Below are 21,757 nucleotides of genomic sequence, written 5' to 3'. Positions count from 1 at the left end.
CGCTGTCTAGTCAGACGCGGTAGCCCACTGATTGCGGCCTGCATGCTTAGCTTCGTAGGCCGCTATATCTGCACGACCAAGCAACATTGCAACTGAACTGTCGTCGTCCTGCAAGGCGGCTACGCCAATGCTGACCGTTACCGGTAAGACCGTCCCTTTAGTATCTTTAAGGTTGCCAATCGCACGAACCAGCTCACTGGCAATACGTTCCCCTTGTTGCAACGGGCAGTTTGGTAAGAATATAACGAACTCATCGCCGCCAAGACGACCCAGCACATCGGTGTCACGGGTAAAGCGACGCAGCATAGCGGCAACGTTTTTCAGAATTGAATCGCCAAACGCATGGCCGTAGTCGTCATTTAACTGCTTGAAGTTATCCAGATCAAGGGCCAGTACCATCAGTGCCTGTTGATTCGAACGCGCTTCAATAAACAGATTATGCATCGCTTTTTCGATACCGCGGCGATTCAATAGCCCGGTGAGCGTATCCTCATGAGCGGCATGACGCAGGGCTTCGATTTTTTGCTGCTGTGCCGTGATATCAGTGACGGTACCGACATGGCCAATGCAAAGCCCTTCGGAAAAGACCGGAGCCGTTTCCAGGCTCAGCCACAGCAGCTGCCCCTCACTGTGACGCATTTCGAGTTCCAGACTAAGCGAGGCTTCTTCTTCCAGTGCTAAGTGAACCCGTTGCGCAAAGCGGTCGCGGTGAATACCGCTAAGATGCGGTAAAAAGCCACTTTGCTGCAATTCACGCGCGTTGAAGCCGGTAATCGTGGTTAAGCGAGGGTTAACATATTCAATCTGACCAGTTACATCGGCCATAAACAGACCCGCCGACGAGGTTTTCAGGATCTGATCGAGATAAGCCTGGCGCTGCTGCAAAGCATGTTGAGCCGCTTCATTTTGTGCCAACAGGCCATTGAAGCGAAAGACTAACTGACGCAGTTCATCCAGGCCCGGCTCGGTAAGCTGGATCAGGCGCCCTTCTTTAATTGCGGATACTTCATTTTGCAACCTGACCAAGGGGCGTAACGAGGTACGCACAATCCAGGTCAGGAACAGCAAGCTCATGACGATCGTAATCCCCCCCACTATCCATTGCACCCGGCGCAGCTGATGCACGGGCTGCATCGCTTCAGCAAGACTTAGTGAGGTAACCAGGAACCAGTCGCCTCCGGCCAGTGAACGCACAACCTGTATACTTTCGGTACCTTGCGCATCTTCGGTCATACCTGTCTGCTGGCGGGAGTCTGAAATGGCACCTTGCAAAAACTCAAAATCATCCCCCAATGGCATCCCCACCATGCGCGGCTCCGGATGCGCAATAACCTGCGCTTGTCGATTCACAATAGCTACATAGCCGTTACGCCCGATAGGCGTGGTAATAATCCGGTTCAGCACCATATTATTATGCAGCGAAAATGCCCCCACCACAGCACCGGCAAAGGACCCGTCAGCATCACGCACAGGCACCACTGCATTGACAATTAATTCGCTGGTGTAATAGGAGTTTTGCGGGGAGGTAAGGAAATAGTCATCGCTTTGTTGAGCGCGCAGAAACATGGCATTGCGCTCAATGCTTAGATTTTCATCCAGAGCACCAAGCTTCGGGTATTCGTCGACCACCCTGCCTCTGGCATCGACCACCCACAAATGGTCGAACAGCTGCTTCAGCGCCGCTTCATCTTCGAGCATCGGATGGGTATTGTCCTGCCAACGACTCAAATTCGCTGCCAGGTTACGGAGCGCTTCCTGGCGGGTGAGAAGAATCACATCCAGCGTTGTTTTAAAAACGTCTGCGGTTTGCGTAAGTTTGGCTTCAGCCTGTGCTATCAACGTACGCTGCTGCACACTCATTGACACACTGATCAGAATAAGCACAGTCAGAGTGACACACAAACCTACGATCCAATAAAGTCGCGTCGACAAACGACGGGCCACTGATTTCACTACCGTACCTTAATAACTGCTTATATTAGATAAGAATACAGAATGGAGCAGCAGATAAAAAGTGCAGTGAGCAGCCTCTATACTAAATGACCGGGTAAGCTCAACTAATGTTGTCTTTTTTTTGCAATATCAGGTTAAAAAACTAGCAAAATATAAACTCTGTTCTACACTCAAATTGTACAAATTCTGCACCAGTTAGCGCACGGCTCAATCCCATTGAGCCATTCCCCTGAGCTCGGGGTCCCCCTGGCCCCGAGCCTTTTTTTTTCTACCCGACCTTAAGCGCCCGCCTTTACCTGGTGAAAAAGCTCATAGAAGTTACGCTTGGTGACCGCTGCCACTTCTTCAACGTCAATATTTTTTAGCTCAGCAATGCATTTGGCGACTTCAGTTACATAAGCAGGCTGATTCTCTTTGCCGCGGTGCGGCACCGGAGCCAGCCAGGGCGCATCAGTTTCTATCAGTAAACGTTGCAACGGGACTGATTTTACCACCTCGCGCAGTTCAGAGGCGCTGGCAAAGGTGACAATGCCGGAAATCGAGATATAGAAATCAAGTTCCAGTGCCCGCTCGGCCATCCATTGATTTTCGGTAAAGCAATGCAGCACGCCACGACATTGCTCAGCGCGCCCTTCTTTGAGCATCGCAATGGTGTCCTCGCGAGCGTCGCGGGTGTGGATAATTAACGGCTTGTTTACCTGGTTGGCGAGTTCAATATGCTTAGCAAAACTTTCCTGCTGGGTGTGGTGATTGTCTTTATCATAGTAGTAATCCAGCCCGGTCTCACCCACCGCTACCACATCGTCCCGCTGGCAAATAGTAGTCAGTTCGTCGTAGTCGACGCGATTCTTAGCTACATACAAGGGATGAAGACCGCAGGACATACTGATGTTAGAGCGACCAGCTATCAGCTCAGCCATCGGATAGAAGTCATCCAGGGTTACGCCAACACAGAGCATATGCTCAACCTTGGCAGCCGCTGCATCATTCAGTACCGTCTCAAGCCCGACCTCTTCGACGCGCTTTATTTTATCCAGGTGACAATGGGAATCTACAAACATAATAAGGGCTTCCACTTCATTAAAAATTGCTACTACTAGTCAACTATCAACGCTGGGCAAGCTGGCGCAGCTGATTTAGCAATTGCTGAATAGCCAGCTGCGTATTGAGACCGCTTTGCTGGCGCAGACGCGCTCTTAACTGATGACACTGCTGTAAAAAGTCATTCAGCGCCGCGGTTGCAACCGGTTCCCGGGTGTCGCCGACAAGCCCGCTTTGCATCAGGCCGTCCGCGTCAATCAGCAGGCTTTCATTATGTGTCTGCTGATAGCACAACGTATCACGCAGTAAACGTTCCATCTCATCGAGTGCGCCCAGCGCACCTTCTTTGTTCGCCCAGGACTTAGTATCGGGCGTCTCTCCGCCAACCACACGCGCCATGCTATTGGCGCTTTGCAATGTACCCTGACCGAGCCTCTCCAGCGCGGTCAGCGGCGCATCACACCAGACACGCAAGGTCTCAGTCGCATTCACCGGCTGCTCCCCGTACTGGGTTAGCCACTGTGCTAACTGGGTTATACCCGGACGGGTCACAGGATAATACTGCAAGCGACTGCGGATCGTTGGTAACAGCGCCTGATAACGACGGCTGGCGACAATGATAGTAGTCGCTGCGGGGGGCTCCTCGAGTGTTTTTAGCAGGGCATTGGCAGCCGCCACGGTAAGTTTTTCCGCTTCTGCAATCACCGCAACTTTATGACCGCCCTGGTTGGCCGAGGTACTGAGACGCTGTTGCAACTGGCGAATGGCATCAACTCCAATACTACTGTCATCATTGTCGCCGATACGATGGTAATCAGGGTGTCCCTGAGCACGCCACAACAAACAACTTTTACACTGCCCACAGGCTTTCATCTGGCCCTGTGAGTGCTGGCACAACAGCCACTGGCTCAACTGGTCAAGCAAACGGTCGCTGCCAAGCTGAGGATTCCAGATTATCGCCAGACCATGGCTTAGGCGCTGATTCTGCGCCGCCTGCATCAAGGCTTGCCAGGTTGCTCGTAACCAGGGTAGTTTCATGCGCTTGGTAGACCCTGCATAAATTGTTCGACCTGCTGACGAATACTCGCGCTTACCTCATGCAACGGCTGGCCCGCATCAATCACCTTAATCGTCGGATCTTCGCTGGCCAGTTCGAGGTAGCGGTTACGGGTCCGCTGAAAAAAGCTGATGTCTTCCTGTTCGATACGGTCTAACTGGCCACGGCCTAGCGCGCGCTGAAGCCCTACTTCGGGCTGAATATCCAGATATAGAGTTAACGAGGGCTTAAAATCACCTAAGGTAATATCCCGCAATGCCTGCAGTTTGGCGCGCCCCAACTGTCGTCCGCCGCCCTGATAGGCCTGCGATGACAAGTCATGGCGGTCACCAACGACCCAGGTGTCCGCTGCCAGGTTTGGCTTAATTACATTTTCCACCAACTGCAAACGGGCCGCATACATAATAAGTAGTTCAGCATCTGCGCTGACCTTTTCCTCCCAGTCACCCTTGACCAGCTCGCGCAACGCTTCGGCCATGGGGGTGCCGCCAGGTTCGCGAACATGGACATGGCGGATCCCAGCCTGGTTGAGGACCTCCTCGAGGCAGGCAACAGCCGTGCTTTTACCCGCGCCTTCCAAACCTTCGATGACAATAAACTGACCGCTCATTGGTTCCTCTGATACTGATAAACCGCCCGGTTATGTTCTTCCAGCGTACGCGAAAATATATGCTGACCATCGTTGCTACTGACAAAATAGAAATAGTCCGATTGCTCCGGGTTCAGGGTTGCGCGAATCGCTTCATACCCTGGCATCGCAATCGGTGTTGGTGGTAAACCATTAATTCGGTAGGTGTTGTAGGGCGTATACTGATTTATATCAGAGCGGTAAATAACGCCCCGATAATCGTCGCCCAGCCCATAAATAATGGTCGGGTCCGACTGCAGTCGCATCCCGGTGTGGAGCCGGTTTACAAATACCGAGGCAACTAAACCCCGTTCATGCGTTGCACCCGTTTCTTTTTCCACAATGGACGCCAGGATCAGTGCCTGATACGGAGCGCTTATCGGCAACCCGTCTTGTCGCTCAGCCCATAATTCGTCAAGAGTTTGCTGCATTCGACCATACGCCTGCCGTAGCAACTGCAGGTCTGTGGTGCCTGCGGTAAAACGGTAGGTGTCGGGAAAGAAAAGTCCTTCCGGATGTTGCGCCGGCGCATCCGGATCAATCATGGCGACAATATCCTGATCAGTGAGGCCCTCAGTCACCGTTTCCAGATAGTCGTGCGTAGCAAGCTGGTCGCGCCACTGACTAAATTCACTGCCTTCGATAAAGGTCATTTGAAACAAGTGCTGTTGTCCGTTCACCACCCGTTGCCAAATCGAACGCGGGCTATCGGCCGGGTGTACGGCATAGACACCAGCCCGGATATGGTCAGCATTCATAAACAGGCGCGCCGCCACATAATTCATCAGGCTGTGTTCTATATAGCCTTCGGCTGCCAGCTTTTCTGTCAGCTGACGACCGTTAGACCCCCGCGGTACTTCAAACAACACAGGCGAAAACAGATCGGCTTCCTGCATAGTGACGCGGGGTTGATTAAACCACCAGTAAAGCGCAGCAACCGATCCGCCGGCCAGCAATGCGCCCAGCACCAGCAGAATCAAAATATACTTCAATAGTCGTGCCATGCTGTTAACGGCCCTCATTTAAGCGCGTAGTAAGTTGGTCAGGATAGTCCGCAGTCTGGGCTAATCGCCGGCCCATTATGGTGTGAACCGGTACCAGCCCCATCAGCGAGTTACAAATAAAGGCCTGTTCAGCCTGCTGCAGGTGGTGCAGTGGATAATCGCCCTGTGCGACCGAATTGTGAGCGAGCAATTCAGCCCGTACTACACCTTTGATACCACTTTTATCAAGCTTGCTAGTGTACCAAGTATTGTGGCGCCGCCAAAACAGATTTGACGCGGTGCTTTCACAGACAAAGCCGTTGCTGTCACAGACAATTAACTCATCAGCGTTGTCCGTCTCGGCCAGCTCCTGCTTCAGCAGTACCTGTTCCAGACGATTCAGGGTTTTTAATCCAGCGAGCATGGGCTGAATAGCAAGGGTCTGCTGGCTCAGTTGCAGCGCGATGCCCTGTCGCCGCCATTCAGCGTAATGCGCTGGTACTGCCGTTCGGCTCAGAATACGCTGGGTTTGACTGGTTGCCGGCGCCTGATAGCCCCGGCCGCCTGAGCCACGGGTCAGCGTAATACGGACTGCGCACTCTGCGCTGTCTGCTCCAAGCTGACGGCACTCCTGCAAGCATTGTTGCATAAGCAGACTACTGTCAGCCAGTTCAAAACGCAGGCGTTGTGCGGTGAGCAGTAAACGCTGTTGATGACGCTGCCAGAGCTGAGGCTCGCCATCGAGCAGGCGGATAGTGGTAAAAAAGCCGTCGCCATACAACAAACCCCGGTCCTGCAATGCAATGGACTCGGCAGGTTTGCCATTAAGCAGGATTTGCGTCAACACAGGCTCCTTTAACAGCTAGACTCGGCTAAACAGCAACGAGCCATTGGTACCACCAAAGCCGAAAGAATTACATAAGCTGACATCAAATGCCAGATCCCGTGCCGTATGCGGCACATAGTCCAAATCACAGTCAGGGTCCGGATTGTCCAGGTTAATGGTCGGCGGCACTTTTTGGTAATACAGCGACTGAATACTGAAAATGGCTTCAACGGCCCCTGCAGCCCCAAGCAAATGACCGGTCATCGACTTTGTCGAGCTTACCGGAATTTGATACGCAGCCTCGCTGAATACCGACTTAATCGCCTCGGTTTCAGCAACATCCCCTGCGCCGGTCGAGGTGCCATGGGCATTGATGTAGCCAACTTGCTGTGGGTTGATGCCTGCGTCCTGCAACGCATTCTTCATTGACGCGGCGGCACCACGGCCATCGGCCGGTGGCAGCGTCATATGATAGGCATCTGAACTCATTCCGAAACCAGTTAGTTCGGCGTAAATCCGCGCTCCGCGTTTTTTCGCCTGTTCGTACTCTTCCAGCACTACGACACCCGCGCCATCACCGAGCACAAAACCATCACGGTCGGCATCAAAAGGACGACTGGCAGCCTGAGGGTCATCGTTCCGCGTGGAGAGTGCCCGGGCAGCATTAAAGCCGCCAATGCCAAGCTCCGTGGAGGCTTTTTCAGCACCCCCTGCTAACATAACGTCTGCATCGCCGTAGGCGATCATACGAGCCGCCTGGCCAATGTTATGCACACCCGTGGTACAGGCAGTGACAATCGCCAGACTGGGACCAGTGATACCATAATGCATCGACAACTGACCCGATAACATATTCGTGATCGAGGCGGGTATAAAAAATGGCGATACGCGACGGGGCCCGCTGTTCAGCAATTTAGTGTGATTTTCTTCAATGCCAAGAATCCCGCCAATGCCTGAACTGACCATCACGCCAATGCGATGACGGTTGTGATCGGTGATTTCAAGCCCCGCATCAGCGACCGCTTCCATCCCCGCAACCACACCGTACTGGATAAACACATCCATTTTCTTGGCATCTTTTGCCAACATATACTGCGACACATCGAAGTCTTTAACCAGACAGGCAAACTTAGTGGCAAAAGCACTGGTGTCAAAGTGTTCTATCGGGCCCGCTCCAGAGCGCCCGTCAAGTAAGGCAGACCAGGTTGAATCAGCATTCAGGCCGAGCGGCGTTACCATACCTAACCCAGTGACTACCACGCGTCGTTTTGTCATTGCCACGTCCTCGTTATTTTTATAGTTCTATCTTATAGCTCGAATTACTTGAATTGCAGACACAAAAAAAGGCGGAATATAAGCATTCCGCCTTTTTTTACCGGAGCTGCTTAGTCTTCAGAATGAGCAGATACGTAATCAATTGCAGCCTGAACAGTGCGGATTTTCTCAGCTTCTTCGTCAGGAATTTCAGTTTCGAATTCTTCTTCCAGTGCCATCACCAGTTCAACGGTGTCCAGAGAATCGGCGCCCAGGTCATTTTCAAAAGAAGCTTCAAGCTTTACTTCTTCTTCTTTAACGCCCAGTTGCTCAACGATGATTTTTTTTACGCGTTCTTCGATAGTGCTCATTGTTATCCCTCAAATAGGTATAGCTCGTCTTAATTTGCGAGTAGTGTAGTAAAACCAAGCATCAGTTAAAAGCAAAAATTGCCCTTTCAACACGAGGTCTTACCTCGCAAGGGCAATTTTTCACCCGTTAAACCATGCTCATACCGCCATTTACATGAATGGTTTCGCCTGTAATGTAGGCTGCGCCTGGCGATGCTAAAAATACGACTGCCGCCGCAATTTCTTCGGGCTTGCCTAAACGAGCGGCCGGAATACCGCTAAAAATGCTCTCTTTTTGCTCGTCAGTCAAGGCCTTGGTCATATCAGTGTCGATAAAACCCGGTGCAACAGCATTTACAGTGACGCCGCGCGCTGCAATTTCTTTGGCTAACGACTTGGTAAAGCCGACTAAACCAGCTTTTGCTGCACAATAATTGGCCTGCCCCGGGTTACCTGTTGTTCCAACCACTGAACCAATATTAATAATACGCCCATTGCGTTTTTTCATCATTCCACGCATGACCGCTTTACAGGTCCGGAATACCGACGTCAGGTTGGTATTCAGTACCTCATTCCAATCATCTTCTTTCATCCGCATCAGCAGGTTATCTTTCGTGATGCCGGCGTTGTTGACCAGAATATCAAGCCCGCCATGGACTTTCTGAATTTCGCTGATGACCTGCTCGACTGAGGCTGCATCAGCGACGTTCAGAACCATCCCTGTGCCCTTCTCACCCAGATAATCACTAATTGCCTGAGCACCCTTTTCTGAGGTCGCAGTACCCACAACAAAGGCACCCTGCTCAGCTAACGCTTCGGCAACGGCACGACCGATACCACGGCTCGCACCCGTTACCAGCGCGACTTGTTCATTTAATGAAAACATTAACTCTCCTGCTCCTGTAAAAACTGTTGCACCGACGCTGCATCGTTTACTGCGCTGGCATTTAACGATTTATCAATCCGTTTGCATAAACCGGTTAATACTTTACCTGGACCGAATTCATAAATCTCGGTAATACCTTCAGCGGCAATTGCCTGCATGATTTGTGTCCAGCGAACCGGTGAATAGAGCTGCGCCACCAGATTGTCGGCGATATGCTCAGCCTGTGCTTCGCTCACATCAACGTTGTGCAATACGCGAACCACTGGCTTGTTAATACTGATATCTTTTAACTCTGAAGCCAGAGTTTCAGCCGCGGGCCGCATCAACTCACAATGCGACGGCACGCTGACCGGTAACGGCAATACCCGTTTAGCACCCGCCTCTTTACAGCCATCCGCTGCTCTGGCTACGGCATCTTTGCTCCCCGCGATCACCACCTGACCCGGCGAGTTGTAATTCACCGCCGCGACAACATCGCCCTGCGCAGCGTCAGCACAGGCTTGTTCGATCGCTGCGTCATCGAGGCCAATTACCGCCGCCATGGCGCCGGTGCCCTCTGGCACGGCTTTTTGCATTGCCTGGCCGCGCAGCTGAACTAATTTAATGGCCTGTTGGAAATCCAGCGCGTCTGCACAGACTAACGCAGAATATTCACCCAGGCTATGCCCTGCCATTATCGCCGGCTTACTGACCCGATCTTCAACACAGCGGTAGATGGCCACGCTGGCTGCGAGTAATGCCGGTTGGGTAAACTCTGTCTGGTTAAGCTTGTCTTCAGGATTGGACTGAACCAAATCCCACAAGTCATAACCCAGCACATCGGATGCCTGCGCAAAGGTTTGCTTCACTTCATCGTACTCGTCAGCCAGATCAGCCAACATGCCGGCGGTCTGTGATCCCTGTCCGGGAAACACAAGTGCGTATCGTTCTGCCATAAAGCCTCATTGTTGTTCGTTTAAGTTAATCGCTTTCGTTTATTCGTTTCTGCGGTGCGGACACCTCAATCTATGGGGCGGATACCCGGATTTCAATACTCTACGTTAATACTCAACAAGAGCAGAACCCCAGGCAAAACCGCCGCCGAAGGCTTCCAATAATAGCCGCTGGCCGCGCTGAACGCGACCATCACGTACTGCCACATCGAGCGCAATAGGTACCGACGCGGCAGAGGTATTGCCGGTATATTCCAGCGTCATCACCACCCGCTCCATTGGCATACTGAGTTTCTTTGCTGTCGCCTCGATGATGCGTCGGTTGGCCTGATGCGGAATCAACCAGTCGAGATCAGCCTTGGTCATACTATTATGCTGCAAGGTTTCACTGACTAGTTCACTTAACTTACTGACCGCTACTTTGAAAACCTCGGAGCCCTTCATATACAACCAGGCTTCATCGTCGACGCTTGGCGTATGACCAGAGCCAAGTAAACTGGCGAACTCGCCGGCACTGTGCAAATGGGTCGAGAGCACACCTGGCTCATCGCTGGCACTTAATACCATGGCACCGGCACCATCACCGAATAAAACAATGGTGTTGCGATCATTTGGATTGCATAAGCGGGCAAGTACATCCGCGCCAACCACCAGAATATGTTTTGCCTGCCCATTGCGTATGTACTGATCGGCGATACTCATGGCAAACATGAAACCCGCACAGGCAGCCCCTACGTCAAAGGCAGGAATATTAGTAACCCCAAGTGCATGCTGCAACTCGCAGGCAGCACTCGGAAAGGCGCGCTCGGCGGAGGTGGTCGCGACTACAATCATATCCAGTTGATCAGCGCTGAGCCCGGCCGCCTCAAGGGCCTGCTGGCAAGCCGGCACGCTCATAGAAACCACCGACTCAGAGGGGTCCGCAATACGTCGTTCACGGATGCCGGTGCGTTCGCGGATCCATTGGTCTGAGGTGTCGACGCGCTGTTCTAAATCCAGATTGGTCAAGCGCGTGGCAGGCAGAAAATGCCCAGTTCCAGAAATTCGTGCGTACATAGCGCTCACTGTCCCAGCTTACGCGCTACTCAATCTCGTTGGTCGGTAACCCGTTCGAGCAGCGCATCTTCAATTCGGTCATGAATAAGACTGGGGAGATCCGCCGCGGCTTCGTCAATGGCGTGAGAAATCGCGCTAAAATAGGCGTTCGCAGAAGCATTCCCATGGCTTTTCATGACCACTCCGCGCAATCCTAACAGACTAGCACCGTTATACTGGTCGGGGTTGAGCCATTGCCAGGATTTACGGTGGCGACGGAACAGTAGTTTAGCCACCAGCTTGGTAAAGAAATGACCGCTGAAGCTTTTGCGCAGGTTATCGTATAGCAGCTCAGCCAGGCCTTCGCAGCTTTTAAGCGCGATATTGCCGGTAAAGCCATCACAGACTATGACATCCGCCGTCGACGAGAAGAGATCGTTGCCTTCCACAAAGCCAATGTAATTCACATGGGTGGAGGCCTTCAGCAGCTGAGCCGCGTGTTTAACCACATCGTGCCCTTTGAGGTCTTCCCGCCCCATGTTAAGTAGAGCAACCCGGGGCTGCGCCTGCTTATTTACCTGCTGCGCCATGACAGAGCCCATCACCGCAAACTGGCACAGGGTTTCTGCATCACAGGTTGGATTCGCGCCGAGATCAAGCAACAAGCTTTGACCACCGTCCTGCTGCGGCAGCGATGCCACCAGGGCTGGTCGTAAGACACCAGGCAAGGTTTTCAGGGTAAGGTAGGACATCGCCATTAAGGCACCGGTGTTACCGGCACTGACGCATCCCTGAGCGGTTCCGTTATGAACCAGTTCGAGCACGCCACGCATTGACGAATCCGGCTTGGCACGAAGCACCGCACTGGGTTTGTCGTCCATCGCCACGACCTGGCTGGCGTGTTGCAGAGAAACGCGGGAAGATGCCGCAACTTTAGGATAGCGTTGCAACAACGGGGTCAGGACGGCTTCATCACCGACCAGAATGAAATGCACATGCGTAAACGAAGACAGCGCTCTTTCGAGCGCTGTCACCACGATGCCGGGGCCTTGGTCGCCCCCCATCGCGTCTAACGCAATGGTTAGTTCAGTCATACGCCTTACTTGGCGATAACTTGCTTGCCTTTGTAATAGCCGTCAGCAGTCACATGGTGACGACGATGCGTTTCACCAGAGGTTGAATCCACCGACAGTGTAGGCCCGCTCAGCGCATCGTGTGAACGACGCATGCCACGTCTTGAACGTGTCTTTTTGCTTTTTTGTACAGCCATTTACCCTATCTCCTAACTATTTACTTTCGTTTTAAACCTTGTAACACCGCGAACGGGTTGGCTTTCTCTTCTGCCTCAGGCGGAAGGTCACCAAACGTCATGGCATCACGGTCAACTTCACAATCTTCCTGCGCATGCATGGCTACGATTGGCATTTCCAGAAGAAGTTCATCTTCCACAACATCGTGCAACATAACTTCACCAAGCTCATTCAACTCCACAGCCTCATAGGCTTCTGGCAAGTTCTCTTCGGTCTGGCGCTTCGTAATGGGCGCATAGGCGAAGTCACTTACTAAGTGAATTTGCATCGGCTGGTTGCAGCGTTGACATATAACATCAACGGTTACTTCCGCATGACCTGCGAAATAACTAACACGTTGCTGATCAATATCAAACCGTAGCGACACCGCAATATCTTGTGGTGTGTTTATGAGTGCTTCCCCTAAACGCTGCATATTACCTGCTGGCACAAGGCCATCGTAGGTCAACTGCTTCTGTGCGCTCTTAACGGGGTCTACCGATATCGGTATTCGAACCTTTTGCATAGCGCGCGAATGATATAGCCTGTCAGGCCTGGAGTCAAAAGAAATTCGTGAGCGGACAAGGTTTTCGCTACACTATGCCGGCTTTTTGCACACAACCCTATATTGACACCTTTCATTTGTGGAGCACCGATTAAACATGTCACACCCGCTACCCATTGTACTCGCTTCCAGCTCACCCTATCGTAAGGCCTTATTAGAGAAGCTTGGTCTGTCCTTTAGTTGTCAGTCGCCCGATATCGATGAAACCCGGTTGGCGGATGAGTCACCGCGCCAACTGGTGGCCCGGCTTGCTGCGGCTAAAGCAAAAGCGCTTAAAGAAGCCTTTCCCGCTCATCTAATTATTGGCTCCGATCAGGTCGCCGTGCTGGATAACGACACCACGACCCTTGGTAAACCAGGTAATAAAGACAATGCGATTGCACAATTGCAACGTTGCAGTGGACAAACAGTGACGTTTTTAACCGGCCTCTCTTTATATAACAGTAAGAGTGACCGTATCGATACGCTGGTTGAACCCTATGAAGTTGGGTTCAGAACCCTATCTGAACGAGAAATTGAATCCTACGTAGATAAGGAAGAACCTTATAACTGCGCTGGCAGCTTTAAAAGTGAAGGTCTAGGCATTGCTTTATTTGACTATTTGCATGGCGATGACCCCAATGCCCTGATTGGTCTGCCTTTAATAAGGCTGCTGCAACTACTCCGCCAGCAAGGGGCTGACGTACTCGCTTAACTGGCTTATAAATGCTGACGAAGCTCTGCAACAGCATTGATAATGAGTTTGGGGTTTGCACTTTGCAGACGTTCTTTCGAGTGCACCCCGTAGGTTACCCCAATACTATCCACTCCGGCGTTCTGTGCCATCATCAGATCGTGAATCGAATCCCCGACCATCACCGCCTGTTCTTTAGCGAAGCCAGTTTCCTCGAGGATTTCTTCCAGCATCGCCGGGTGAGGTTTTGAAGGAACTTCTTTGGCACAGCGCGAGCTGAGGAAAAAGTGCTCAGTATCACTGGCTAACCAGGCACGCTGCAAACCAGGGCGTGCTTTGCCGGTTGCAACCGCCAGCTGATAACCACTCTGCTTTAAATAGTCCAAAGTGGCTGTAGCCCCTTCAAACATTGGCGTCGGCGTGGTGTCCCGCTCCACGTAAAAATCACGATAGACGTCAATCAGCGCCTGCTGGGCCTCGTCGCCATGACAATCAAATAAACATTCAAGGGCAATCGGCAGGCTTAATCCAATAATATCGTGAATCGCCTCCGTGCTGGGCACCGGAAGCTGACAATGCTGAGCCAGCGACTTCAATGAAGAAACAATCCGCGGTACCGAGTCCATCAAGGTCCCGTCCCAGTCAAAAATTACCAGCTTATACTGCATCGCCTGCCTCAAACCTTGGTTAACTTGTCCAACACCTGAACTAACTCTGCATCAAGGGGCGCCTCGACGGTGGTCCAGTCTTCACTTTTCGGGTGATAGAAGCTCAATGTTTCTGCGTGCAAAAACAGGCGTTGCAGACCTAGTGAACGCATCGCGGCTGAGAATTCCTGGTCACCATACTTGTCATCCATTGCAATAGGGTGGCCCGCCGCCTGGGTATGAACGCGGATCTGGTGCGTCCGCCCTGTCACCGGGCTTGCCTGAACCAGGGTCCCTTCGGCAAAACGCTGGCGAATTTTAAACCGCGTTTCCGAGGGTTTCCCTTCACCGTCAACACGCACCATACGTTCGCCGCTTTGCAGAACCTGTTTTCTCAATGGAGCCGTTACCGCCCGATCCAACTTGCTCCATTCACCCTGCACCAGTGCCAGATAGATTTTCTTCATCTGTTTTTCACGCAGTTGGGCATTCAGTAAACGTAACATGGAGCGTTTCTTCGCCACCAATAAACAACCCGATGTTTCCCGATCCAGACGATGAACCAGTTCCAGGGTGTCACTGCCACGCAGGCTACGTAGTGCTTCAATTAAACCAAAGCTAATTCCGGAGCCGCCATGCACAGCCATCCCGGCAGGCTTATTCACCACCAGCAAATAATCGTCTTCATACAGAATACGATCCGTAAGCTGGCTGACCTGGGCGAGGTTCGGATTGGGCAAATCAGTCGGCGCCGAGACCCGCACGGGCGGAACCCGAACCTGATCCCCAGCCTGCAGTTTGTAGTCTGGTTTAATCCGTTTCTTATTCACGCGCACTTCGCCTTTGCGTAAAATGCGGTAAATCATGCTCTTAGGCACCCCTTTTAACTGGGTGCGTAAAAAGTTGTCGATGCGCTGGCCAGCCATATCGGCATCGATGTCCAGCCAGCGAACCTGGTGATGTGTATCTTGAGTGCTCTCATTCATGGCGCGCATTCTATTAAACTCTGCTTGTCAAAGCCAGCTAAACCATGCACAATAAGTCATTGGAATGGCTAGCTGTGAGTACCTCGTCAGCATACGGTTAGAGATGTTGATGTGTCAGGTCCCGCAAACAGCATTAAAGTGCGTACATGTTTAATGCTGTGTCGCCACGCTCGGTTCATTCCATAGGTACATATTTCGAAGCAACAGCACCAACACGGCGTAACGTGTGTAGGCTTAGTAAAAAATTTTTACTACACGTTGTTTTCAATTTGAAAGCAACGGGTAGGTAAACAGGCAGCAATGGCAATAATTAGATACCATCGGCAGCCTGTGAGCAGTTGAAAAAGCATATAAAGCAAACAGATACGTGCGTACACAGGCTAAGATTACTGTGTGTCGTGTAGTGTTGTGGCTATTTTCGTAACTTATTTGAAGAGTCACAAACTATGAAAAGAATGCTAATCAATGCCACGCAGCAGGAAGAACTCCGCGTTGCGCTGGTCGATGGCCAAAAACTCTATGATCTGGATATCGAAAGCCCGGGTCACGAACAAAAAAAAGCTAATATATACAAAGGTAAGATTACCCGCGTTGAGCCTAGTTTAGAGGCCGCTTTTGTCGATTATGGTGCCGACCGGCACGGTTTCCTCCCCCTTAAAGAAATTGCCCGAACCTACTTCCCTGCAGGTTATAAATTTGATGGCCGCCCGAATATTCGGGAAGTTATCAAAGAAGGCCAGCAAGTTATTGTCCAGGTTGATAAAGAAGAGCGCGGCCAGAAAGGTGCGGCACTAACAACCTTTATCTCACTGGCAGGTAGCTACCTGGTACTAATGCCGAACAACCCACGTGCAGGTGGTATCTCTCGCCGTATCGAAGGTGACGAGCGCACACAGTTAAAAGACGCATTATCAACACTGGAACTGCCAGATGGCATGGGCCTTATCGTGCGTACTGCAGGTGTTGGTAAGTCCGCAGAAGAGCTTGCCTGGGATTTAAAAGTATTACGTCACCACTGGCAGGCGATTGAAGAAGCCGCGGAATCGCGCCCTGCTCCATTCCTGATCCACCAGGAAAGCAATGTCATCTTCCGCGCTATTCGTGATTATCTGCGTCGTGATATCGGCGAGATCCTGATCGATGACGAAACCATCTTTGAACGTGCAAAAGAACACATCAACCTGGTCCGCCCTGATTTTGTTCAGCGGGTAAAACTCTACCAGGGCGACGTGCCGTTGTTTAACCACTATCAGATCGAATCACAGATCGAATCAGCCTTCCAACGCGAAGTGCGTCTGCCGTCAGGCGGTTCGGTGTCGATTGATCCGACAGAAGCGCTGACCTCTATCGATATCAACTCTGCCAAAGCAACCAAAGGTGGTGATATCGAAGAAACCGCATTGCAAACGAACCTGGAAGCGGCAGAAGAAATCGCCCGCCAGCTTCGGTTACGCGATGTCGGTGGTTTGATCGTGATTGATTTTATCGACATGACCCCGCCACGCCACCAGCGTGAAGTCGAAAACCGTTTAAAAGAAGCGCTTAAGCAGGATCGGGCACGGATCCAGACCGCCCGGATTTCTCGCTTTGGTCTGCTGGAAATGTCTCGTCAGCGTTTACGTCCGTCACTTGGCGAGTCATCAAATCACGTTTGCCCACGCTGTAATGGTCAGGGCACGATTCGTAGTAACGAGTCGCTGGCACTATCAATTCTGCGTTTAATCGAAGAAGAAGCGCTGAAAGACAATACCGCGCAAATCAATGCGCAGGTACCGGTGGATGTTGCCACGTACCTGCTGAATGAAAAGCGCGGCTCGGTCAACGACGTTGAAAGCCGCCATAAAGTAAAAGTTCTGATTATTCCAAATCCGAACCTGGACACTCCTCACTTTGACGTGCAGCGTTTACGCCATGATGAGTTAGACGGTGTGCAAAGTATCGAATTAATAACTCAGAGCGAAGCACGCGGCATTGTTATCACACCAACCAAAGAACGCAGCACGGATGAACCCGCGTTGAAAACTCTGGTTGCCCCTGAAGCACCGGCTCCTAAACCGACTGCAGCAGCACCCAGCAGCAAAGTTGCGAGCACACCGTCTTTATTTAGTCGCTTAGCGAAGTGGTTAAAAGCACTGTTTACCGTTGACGAAAACGATACCAAAACGCAGACGTCATCACGCCAGCAGGCCTCAGAACGCTCTGCCCCATCGCGTAACAACAGCGAGCGTCGCCGCAATAGCAGCAATAACCGTCGTGGCGGTAACCAGAACCGACGTCGGCCTGCTGACAACCGTTCTGACAATCGCAATCAGGACAGAAAGTCAGCGAAGCCCGAAAGCAACGGCCGTGATGATGCAACCGAGACGTCGCCAGCCAGCGAACAGTCTTCATCAACTGAGCAAAAGGCAGAGCCGAAAACCCGTAACAGACGCAACCGTCGTCGTAAAAATAGCGACACGCGGACTGATAATCGGGCTGATACTGCAGCCGATAATGCTGCACCGACTTCAGAGCCGGTAGCTGCAGAAAAAAGCGCAACCATATCGACTGAGAGCAAGCCGCAAACCGAACAGCTGAAAGAGCGCCGTTCGCGTCGCAAACTGGCGAAATCGGTACGTCTTGAATCGCAGCCAGTTCAGGGTGAGCAAGAGGCCTCGTCAGATACCTCTGCCACTGAGAGCTCGGTTGTAGAAACGAAAACGCCTGCAGCGACCACCAAACCAGCAGCGACTGTGGTTGAAGCTGAAGTTGCTGAAACTGAGAACAAGCAGGCTTCCGAGCCTGAAGCCGTCAACGATAATGCGACTGCCCCTGCAGCGAAACCAGCGCAAGCAACTAGCGAATCGTCTTCTGCCCAGCCGTCTTCAGCAGAGGTTTCAACAGAAGATAATACGGAAGTAGAGCGTGCTGACGCAGAGAATGCTGACAGTAAACCAGCAAAAGGTGAAAAGCGGGACCGTCGCTCACCTCGTCACATGCGAGCAGCCGGACAACGACGTAAGCATGAACGCGAAGAGTCTCAGTCTGTGGATGGCTCACAAAACACTGCTGACAAAGGGCATACTGACACCACTGTCGCTGAACAAGCCACAAGTGAAGAAAAGTCCCCGTCTTCTGAGCTTAGTGCGCCTGACGTAAATCATGAAGCCACTGCAGCAGAGACCACCGCCAGTGACGACCAGGCTAAGGACGACGCGGCTAAGCAGGCGGAAACTGCTGAAGTGCAGCCTGAGAAAGCCAAGGTTACTGAGCAAGAGCAACCAGCTGAAGTAGCTGAAGCAAGTAACAAGCAAGACGCAGAAGCTTCGGCAGAGAAGACCCCTGCCCCTGAAGCTTCCATGGATGAACCTGCGGTTGCTAAGCAAGCAGAGCCAGCCAAAACACCGGCTGCTCCAGCCTCGACACCTAAGGCTGAAACTAAAGTAGTACAACCAGCCCGCAATCATGCACGAGCAGAAATGGCGAAAGCCTCACCATCTGCGTCTGATGACCTGGGTCAGGTGTTATCTGCCGCTCGCATAGAGACCCGTGGTGACTTTCCTCGCCCACAGCAGATAGCCACAGTGACTCAGGCTAAGAACCACGCCACCTCTGGCATGGCCAAGTGCACGGTCACGCCGGACTAAAAGGCGTAGCGGTTAGCTAAAAGAAAAAAGCCAGGCCATCGCCTGGCTTTTTTGTGCCAGCAGATCACAGCTCAATTTTATCTTTATTGTTTTCCAGTGTTCGAATTCCCAGGCCTTTCACCTGTAACAGCTGCTCGATTTCGGTGAAGCCGCCCAGACGCTCACGTAATTCAATGATCGCCTGGGCTCTGGCCATACCCACCCCGCGTAATGCCTGAGCAAGTTGCTCAGCAGACGCATGATTGATATTAACCTTAGCCTGTTGTGCTGCTTCTGCCTGTGCTTGAGCAGGTTGCCACGGCTCAGCCAGAGCGGGTGCGGTAAAGGCCATTGGAGTTAACAGAGAAGCAAACATCAGCGTTTTATATAACATAGCATCGTCCTTATAAACAAAAAGGCTGCATCCATTGCAGCCTTCTTAGTGTATACCTGCTTTGCTACGCTGAATTATCTTTCAGCAATAACTGACATCTTTGAGTTAACCCGCAATGCTCTGATTGACTGCATGCAGAGCCGCAACCGGGTCATCAGCATGACGTATCGGGCGGCCCATCACCAGGTAACTGACACCGGCGTCGATAGCCTGTTTAGGTGTCATCACCCGCTTTTGATCATCCGCCTGACTACCCTGAGGGCGTATCCCCGGGGTCACTAACAGAAAGTCACTACCCAGTTCGCGCCGAAGATCTGCCGCTTCCTGTGCCGAGCATACGACGCCATCAAGGCCACAGTCTTTGCTTAATTTAGCCAGCGCACTAACATGCTCCCGCAGCGATCGTTGCACACCCAGTTGGTGCAGCTCCTTTTCCGACATACTGGTAAGGACCGTCACTGCAATCAGCTTGGGCGCGCTGCCGGCAAACGGTTGCAATGCAGACGCCGCGGCTTTCATCATCTCTTCGCCGCCACTGGCGTGAACATTGACCATCCACACACCAAGTTGTGCTGCCGCAGCGACAGCTTTCGCCACCGTGGCTGGGATGTCGTGGAATTTGAGATCAAGAAACACTTCAAATCCCAGCCGATGGAGTTCATCGACCAGCGCCGGCCCTGCGCTGGTAAAAAGTTCTTTGCCTACCTTGACCCGGCATAGCGAACTATCCAGGGTTTTAACGAAGGTCAGCGCTTCATCCGCTTGCGCATAGTCCAGCGCCACAATCACTTTGTTCATTCAGTTCCAGCTCCTTTATTCACCATCCAGCCCTTTACTCGGCTTAATTGCTGCCCAGGCCTTGCAGGAAGGGCAATGCCAGTACAATGTCTGGGTCGCAAAGCCACAATGACGGCAATGATACTTCGCGTTCAGTTTCAACCGTTCAGCAACCATTTTCTGTAACATCACCAGGCTTTCTCTGGCTCTGCCCTGCTCTGCTTCGCGAACATGCAACTGAATCAACTTATGAAACCCTTTCGCCGTTGGGTTCTCAGCCAACGCCTGCGTGAGAAAATTCTCCGCTTCTTCGACGTGATTTTGCTCTGCAATTAAATCGGCTAGCATGTTCACCACGCTGGCCGAGGGATAGATCTGCAGGCACTCATGTAAGTATGCCGCGAAACTTTGCGTATCGCCCATGGCATGGTAGGCATCCCGAATTAACGGCAGCGCTTCGCTGACAAAGTCGATGTCCTGATCTTTAACCAGGGTTAAATAGCCCAGCGCCTTTTTATAACGGGCCTGGCCTAACCACCAGCGGCCAAGTGCAAGAGCCGCACGCACGCAACTGCGGTCATGTTTAAGCGCTTTTTCATAATATTTTAAGGAGGTCTCAGCATCTTCCTGCAAGTCGGCGAGCTCGCAGTAAAACTGAGCCACCGTAGGTTCAACGCTTTTGTCGGTGCGGGAAATTTTCAGAGCAACTTTAATCGCCTTATGCCACTCGTGCGTTGACTCGTAGATGGCGATTAAATTATATAAGCTGGGTTCACGAAAACGGGGTTGGTTTTGCAGGTCACTAAACATATTCTCTGCCCGGTCATATAAACCGGCAGATAAATAGTCTTCGCCCAATTCGAACAACGCCTGATGCCTGTCGTGGTCGGCCAGTGATGGCCGTGATATCAGGTTCTGGTGGATACGGATGGCTCGCTCGACTTCGCCACGGCGGCGAAATAGCTTGCCCAGGGCCCAATGCGTATCAAGGGTTTCACTGTCGACATCGAGTATATCGACGAAAAGGTCAACCGCTTTGTCGCTCTGATCAGAGAGCAACAGGTTGATACCGGTAACATATTTCTGTGAAAACTGTTCCTGCTCTTTACGCTGCTCAGCGCGAACACTATTGCGGCCCATGAACCAGCCATAGGCAGCAGCAATTGGTAGCAGCAAAAACAACAGCTCAAGCATAGGACTCTCAGTGCTTACGTTTATTAAGTTCTTTGCGCAAGCGACGGTTCTTCAGCTTTTCCCGCCAATAACTTAGCGACAGACTCAATGCACCAAAGACAAAACCGACGGCAAGGAACAACGCCAATAAACTGGCTACGGTCATCTCTTTTTGAGCAACAATAAAATTAACAGGAACCACTACTTTATTATGGGCACCAAACACCAGTGCAAAAATAAATAACACCGCCAAGGGTAAGAGAACAAAAAGCGCTCGCCACATAGGCTTTCCTTCGCAAGTTAATCAGTACATGTTAAAAAAAAGGCATGCCATTATAGCATGCCTTTTTCACAAACCTACGTTTAGCCAGCGTGCACCGCATTCACACGATCCCGTAACGCTTTACCTGGCTTAAAGTGTGGAACGTACTTACCGTCCAACTGCACTTTATCGCCCGTTTTCGGGTTACGCCCCATGCGGGGCTCGCGGTAATGCAATGAAAAGCTCCCAAAGCCGCGAACTTCGACCCGGTCTCCGTTAGAGAGTGCATGAATCAATGACTCAAGCACCTCTTTAACCGAGCGTTCCACGTCTCTGGGGCTTAAATGCGGCTGCTTATCTGCCAGTTGTTCGATCAACTCTGATTTAGTCATACCTGATCCTTTTCAACTCGCGCGCAGCCACATCGCCTTTCAAAAGAAG

The 21,757-nt window shown here is 51.8% G+C and carries 23 protein-coding genes; 2 read left to right on the top strand and 21 right to left on the bottom strand.

Translation table 11 applies throughout. The features are described from left to right. Positions 1 to 6 precede the first annotated feature (6 nt). The 14 genes from CWE12_RS01660 to yceD form a co-directional block, all read right to left on the bottom strand. Positions 7 to 1,953 (bottom strand): sensor domain-containing diguanylate cyclase, encoded by a 1,947-nt coding sequence (locus CWE12_RS01660; RefSeq protein WP_126787869.1) that lies wholly within the window; start codon positions 1,951 to 1,953, stop codon positions 7 to 9. A gap of 278 nt (positions 1,954 to 2,231) precedes the next feature. Then, positions 2,232 to 3,014: a TatD family hydrolase gene (locus tag CWE12_RS01655; RefSeq protein WP_126787868.1), complete on the bottom strand. Its 783-nt coding sequence runs from the start codon at positions 3,012 to 3,014 to the stop codon at positions 2,232 to 2,234. A gap of 46 nt (positions 3,015 to 3,060) precedes the next feature. Continuing rightward, entirely contained in the window at positions 3,061 to 4,032 is a 972-nt protein-coding gene (locus CWE12_RS01650; protein ID WP_126787866.1) for a DNA polymerase III subunit delta', read from the bottom strand. Beyond that, positions 4,029 to 4,661: a dTMP kinase gene (gene tmk, locus CWE12_RS01645; protein WP_126787864.1), complete on the bottom strand. Its 633-nt coding sequence runs from the start codon at positions 4,659 to 4,661 to the stop codon at positions 4,029 to 4,031. Before tmk ends, CWE12_RS01650 begins: the two co-directional genes overlap by 4 nt. After that, positions 4,658 to 5,683 carry an endolytic transglycosylase MltG gene (mltG, locus tag CWE12_RS01640; protein WP_126787862.1) on the bottom strand — a complete coding sequence of 342 codons (1,026 nt, stop codon included), beginning with the start codon at positions 5,681 to 5,683 and terminating at the stop codon, positions 4,658 to 4,660. The genes tmk and mltG overlap by 4 nt, the downstream gene beginning before the upstream one ends. Before the next feature lie 4 nt (positions 5,684 to 5,687). Then, complete coding sequence (gene pabC, locus CWE12_RS01635) at positions 5,688 to 6,509, bottom strand: aminodeoxychorismate lyase (protein WP_157981904.1); 822 nt, start codon at positions 6,507 to 6,509, stop codon at positions 5,688 to 5,690. A 15-nt stretch (positions 6,510 to 6,524) separates the two neighbouring features. Then, entirely contained in the window at positions 6,525 to 7,763 is a 1,239-nt protein-coding gene (gene fabF / locus CWE12_RS01630) for a beta-ketoacyl-ACP synthase II (protein WP_126787859.1), read from the bottom strand. A 110-nt stretch (positions 7,764 to 7,873) separates the two neighbouring features. Continuing rightward, positions 7,874 to 8,113 (bottom strand): acyl carrier protein, encoded by a 240-nt coding sequence (acpP, locus tag CWE12_RS01625; RefSeq protein ID WP_126787857.1) that lies wholly within the window; start codon positions 8,111 to 8,113, stop codon positions 7,874 to 7,876. Between the two features lie 127 nt (positions 8,114 to 8,240). Further along, positions 8,241 to 8,978, bottom strand: coding sequence for a 3-oxoacyl-ACP reductase FabG (gene fabG, locus CWE12_RS01620; protein WP_126787855.1), 738 nt, complete (start codon positions 8,976 to 8,978; stop codon positions 8,241 to 8,243). Beyond that, positions 8,978 to 9,913: an ACP S-malonyltransferase gene (gene fabD / locus CWE12_RS01615; protein ID WP_126787853.1), complete on the bottom strand. Its 936-nt coding sequence runs from the start codon at positions 9,911 to 9,913 to the stop codon at positions 8,978 to 8,980. The genes fabG and fabD overlap by 1 nt, the downstream gene beginning before the upstream one ends. 105 nt (positions 9,914 to 10,018) lie before the next feature. Beyond that, positions 10,019 to 10,966, bottom strand: coding sequence for a beta-ketoacyl-ACP synthase III (locus CWE12_RS01610; protein ID WP_126787851.1), 948 nt, complete (start codon positions 10,964 to 10,966; stop codon positions 10,019 to 10,021). A 29-nt stretch (positions 10,967 to 10,995) separates the two neighbouring features. Beyond that, positions 10,996 to 12,039 (bottom strand): phosphate acyltransferase PlsX, encoded by a 1,044-nt coding sequence (gene plsX, locus CWE12_RS01605; RefSeq protein WP_126787849.1) that lies wholly within the window; start codon positions 12,037 to 12,039, stop codon positions 10,996 to 10,998. A gap of 5 nt (positions 12,040 to 12,044) precedes the next feature. Continuing rightward, complete coding sequence (gene rpmF, locus CWE12_RS01600; RefSeq protein ID WP_126787847.1) at positions 12,045 to 12,215, bottom strand: 50S ribosomal protein L32; 171 nt, start codon at positions 12,213 to 12,215, stop codon at positions 12,045 to 12,047. Positions 12,216 to 12,235: 20 nt separating this feature from the next. Next, positions 12,236 to 12,760, bottom strand: a complete 525-nt coding sequence (gene yceD, locus CWE12_RS01595; RefSeq protein ID WP_126787845.1) for a 23S rRNA accumulation protein YceD — start codon at positions 12,758 to 12,760, stop codon at positions 12,236 to 12,238. Between the two features lie 136 nt (positions 12,761 to 12,896). Here yceD and CWE12_RS01590 point away from each other — a divergent pair, with 136 nt between their 5' ends. After that, complete coding sequence (locus tag CWE12_RS01590) at positions 12,897 to 13,493, top strand: Maf family protein (RefSeq protein ID WP_126787843.1); 597 nt, start codon at positions 12,897 to 12,899, stop codon at positions 13,491 to 13,493. Between the two features lie 5 nt (positions 13,494 to 13,498). Here CWE12_RS01590 and CWE12_RS01585 read toward each other — a convergent pair whose 3' ends face one another. Both CWE12_RS01585 and rluC read right to left on the bottom strand, forming a co-directional pair. Beyond that, entirely contained in the window at positions 13,499 to 14,140 is a 642-nt protein-coding gene (locus CWE12_RS01585) for an HAD family hydrolase (RefSeq protein WP_126787841.1), read from the bottom strand. A gap of 8 nt (positions 14,141 to 14,148) precedes the next feature. Beyond that, positions 14,149 to 15,105, bottom strand: coding sequence for a 23S rRNA pseudouridine(955/2504/2580) synthase RluC (gene rluC, locus CWE12_RS01580; protein WP_198675662.1), 957 nt, complete (start codon positions 15,103 to 15,105; stop codon positions 14,149 to 14,151). Positions 15,106 to 15,551: 446 nt separating this feature from the next. Between rluC and rne the strand changes: the two genes are divergently transcribed. After that, entirely contained in the window at positions 15,552 to 18,731 is a 3,180-nt protein-coding gene (rne, locus tag CWE12_RS01575; RefSeq protein ID WP_126787838.1) for a ribonuclease E, read from the top strand. Between the two features lie 64 nt (positions 18,732 to 18,795). Here the strand turns inward: rne and CWE12_RS01570 are convergent, their stop codons facing one another. From CWE12_RS01570 to ihfB, 5 genes are all read right to left on the bottom strand, one after another. After that, positions 18,796 to 19,104, bottom strand: a complete 309-nt coding sequence (locus CWE12_RS01570) for a ComEA family DNA-binding protein (RefSeq protein ID WP_126787836.1) — start codon at positions 19,102 to 19,104, stop codon at positions 18,796 to 18,798. Between the two features lie 105 nt (positions 19,105 to 19,209). Continuing rightward, positions 19,210 to 19,902 carry an orotidine-5'-phosphate decarboxylase gene (gene pyrF, locus CWE12_RS01565; protein WP_126787834.1) on the bottom strand — a complete coding sequence of 231 codons (693 nt, stop codon included), beginning with the start codon at positions 19,900 to 19,902 and terminating at the stop codon, positions 19,210 to 19,212. A gap of 15 nt (positions 19,903 to 19,917) precedes the next feature. Further along, on the bottom strand, positions 19,918 to 21,075 hold the full coding sequence (gene lapB / locus CWE12_RS01560; RefSeq protein ID WP_126787832.1) for a lipopolysaccharide assembly protein LapB: 1,158 nt from the start codon (positions 21,073 to 21,075) through the stop codon (positions 19,918 to 19,920). 7 nt (positions 21,076 to 21,082) lie between these two features. Continuing rightward, on the bottom strand, positions 21,083 to 21,337 hold the full coding sequence (locus CWE12_RS01555) for a LapA family protein (protein ID WP_126787831.1): 255 nt from the start codon (positions 21,335 to 21,337) through the stop codon (positions 21,083 to 21,085). 80 nt (positions 21,338 to 21,417) lie between these two features. After that, the gene (ihfB, locus tag CWE12_RS01550; protein ID WP_126787829.1) at positions 21,418 to 21,708 is read right to left on the bottom strand and encodes an integration host factor subunit beta; all 291 of its coding nucleotides are present in this window, start codon (positions 21,706 to 21,708) and stop codon (positions 21,418 to 21,420) included. Positions 21,709 to 21,757 lie beyond the last annotated feature (49 nt).

This window comes from Aliidiomarina sedimenti (genome assembly GCF_003986955.1).
Classification (GTDB): Bacteria; Pseudomonadota; Gammaproteobacteria; order Enterobacterales; family Alteromonadaceae; genus Aliidiomarina; species Aliidiomarina sedimenti.
The sequence above is the reverse complement of the archived record's forward strand: the minus strand, read 5'-3'. Positions and strand labels throughout refer to the sequence as shown.

Excerpts from the sequence above, each read along its gene's own strand:
- CWE12_RS01655 (WP_126787868.1), bottom strand. The coding sequence starts at position 3,014 with ATGTTTGTAGATTCCCATTGTCACCTGGATAAAATAAAGCGCGTCGAA.
- CWE12_RS01650 (WP_126787866.1), bottom strand. The coding sequence starts at position 4,032 with ATGAAACTACCCTGGTTACGAGCAACCTGGCAAGCCTTGATGCAGGCG.
- tmk (WP_126787864.1), bottom strand. The coding sequence starts at position 4,661 with ATGAGCGGTCAGTTTATTGTCATCGAAGGTTTGGAAGGCGCGGGTAAA.
- mltG (WP_126787862.1), bottom strand. The coding sequence starts at position 5,683 with ATGGCACGACTATTGAAGTATATTTTGATTCTGCTGGTGCTGGGCGCA.
- fabF (WP_126787859.1), bottom strand. The coding sequence starts at position 7,763 with ATGACAAAACGACGCGTGGTAGTCACTGGGTTAGGTATGGTAACGCCG.
- acpP (WP_126787857.1), bottom strand. The coding sequence starts at position 8,113 with ATGAGCACTATCGAAGAACGCGTAAAAAAAATCATCGTTGAGCAACTG.
- fabG (WP_126787855.1), bottom strand. The coding sequence starts at position 8,978 with ATGTTTTCATTAAATGAACAAGTCGCGCTGGTAACGGGTGCGAGCCGT.
- fabD (WP_126787853.1), bottom strand. The coding sequence starts at position 9,913 with ATGGCAGAACGATACGCACTTGTGTTTCCCGGACAGGGATCACAGACC.
- CWE12_RS01610 (WP_126787851.1), bottom strand. The coding sequence starts at position 10,966 with ATGTACGCACGAATTTCTGGAACTGGGCATTTTCTGCCTGCCACGCGC.
- plsX (WP_126787849.1), bottom strand. The coding sequence starts at position 12,039 with ATGACTGAACTAACCATTGCGTTAGACGCGATGGGGGGCGACCAAGGC.
- rpmF (WP_126787847.1), bottom strand. The coding sequence starts at position 12,215 with ATGGCTGTACAAAAAAGCAAAAAGACACGTTCAAGACGTGGCATGCGT.
- yceD (WP_126787845.1), bottom strand. The coding sequence starts at position 12,760 with ATGCAAAAGGTTCGAATACCGATATCGGTAGACCCCGTTAAGAGCGCA.
- CWE12_RS01590 (WP_126787843.1), top strand. The coding sequence starts at position 12,897 with ATGTCACACCCGCTACCCATTGTACTCGCTTCCAGCTCACCCTATCGT.
- CWE12_RS01585 (WP_126787841.1), bottom strand. The coding sequence starts at position 14,140 with ATGCAGTATAAGCTGGTAATTTTTGACTGGGACGGGACCTTGATGGAC.
- rluC (WP_198675662.1), bottom strand. The coding sequence starts at position 15,105 with ATGAATGAGAGCACTCAAGATACACATCACCAGGTTCGCTGGCTGGAC.
- rne (WP_126787838.1), top strand. The coding sequence starts at position 15,552 with ATGAAAAGAATGCTAATCAATGCCACGCAGCAGGAAGAACTCCGCGTT.
- CWE12_RS01570 (WP_126787836.1), bottom strand. The coding sequence starts at position 19,104 with ATGTTATATAAAACGCTGATGTTTGCTTCTCTGTTAACTCCAATGGCC.
- pyrF (WP_126787834.1), bottom strand. The coding sequence starts at position 19,902 with ATGAACAAAGTGATTGTGGCGCTGGACTATGCGCAAGCGGATGAAGCG.
- lapB (WP_126787832.1), bottom strand. The coding sequence starts at position 21,075 with ATGCTTGAGCTGTTGTTTTTGCTGCTACCAATTGCTGCTGCCTATGGC.
- CWE12_RS01555 (WP_126787831.1), bottom strand. The coding sequence starts at position 21,337 with ATGTGGCGAGCGCTTTTTGTTCTCTTACCCTTGGCGGTGTTATTTATT.
- ihfB (WP_126787829.1), bottom strand. The coding sequence starts at position 21,708 with ATGACTAAATCAGAGTTGATCGAACAACTGGCAGATAAGCAGCCGCAT.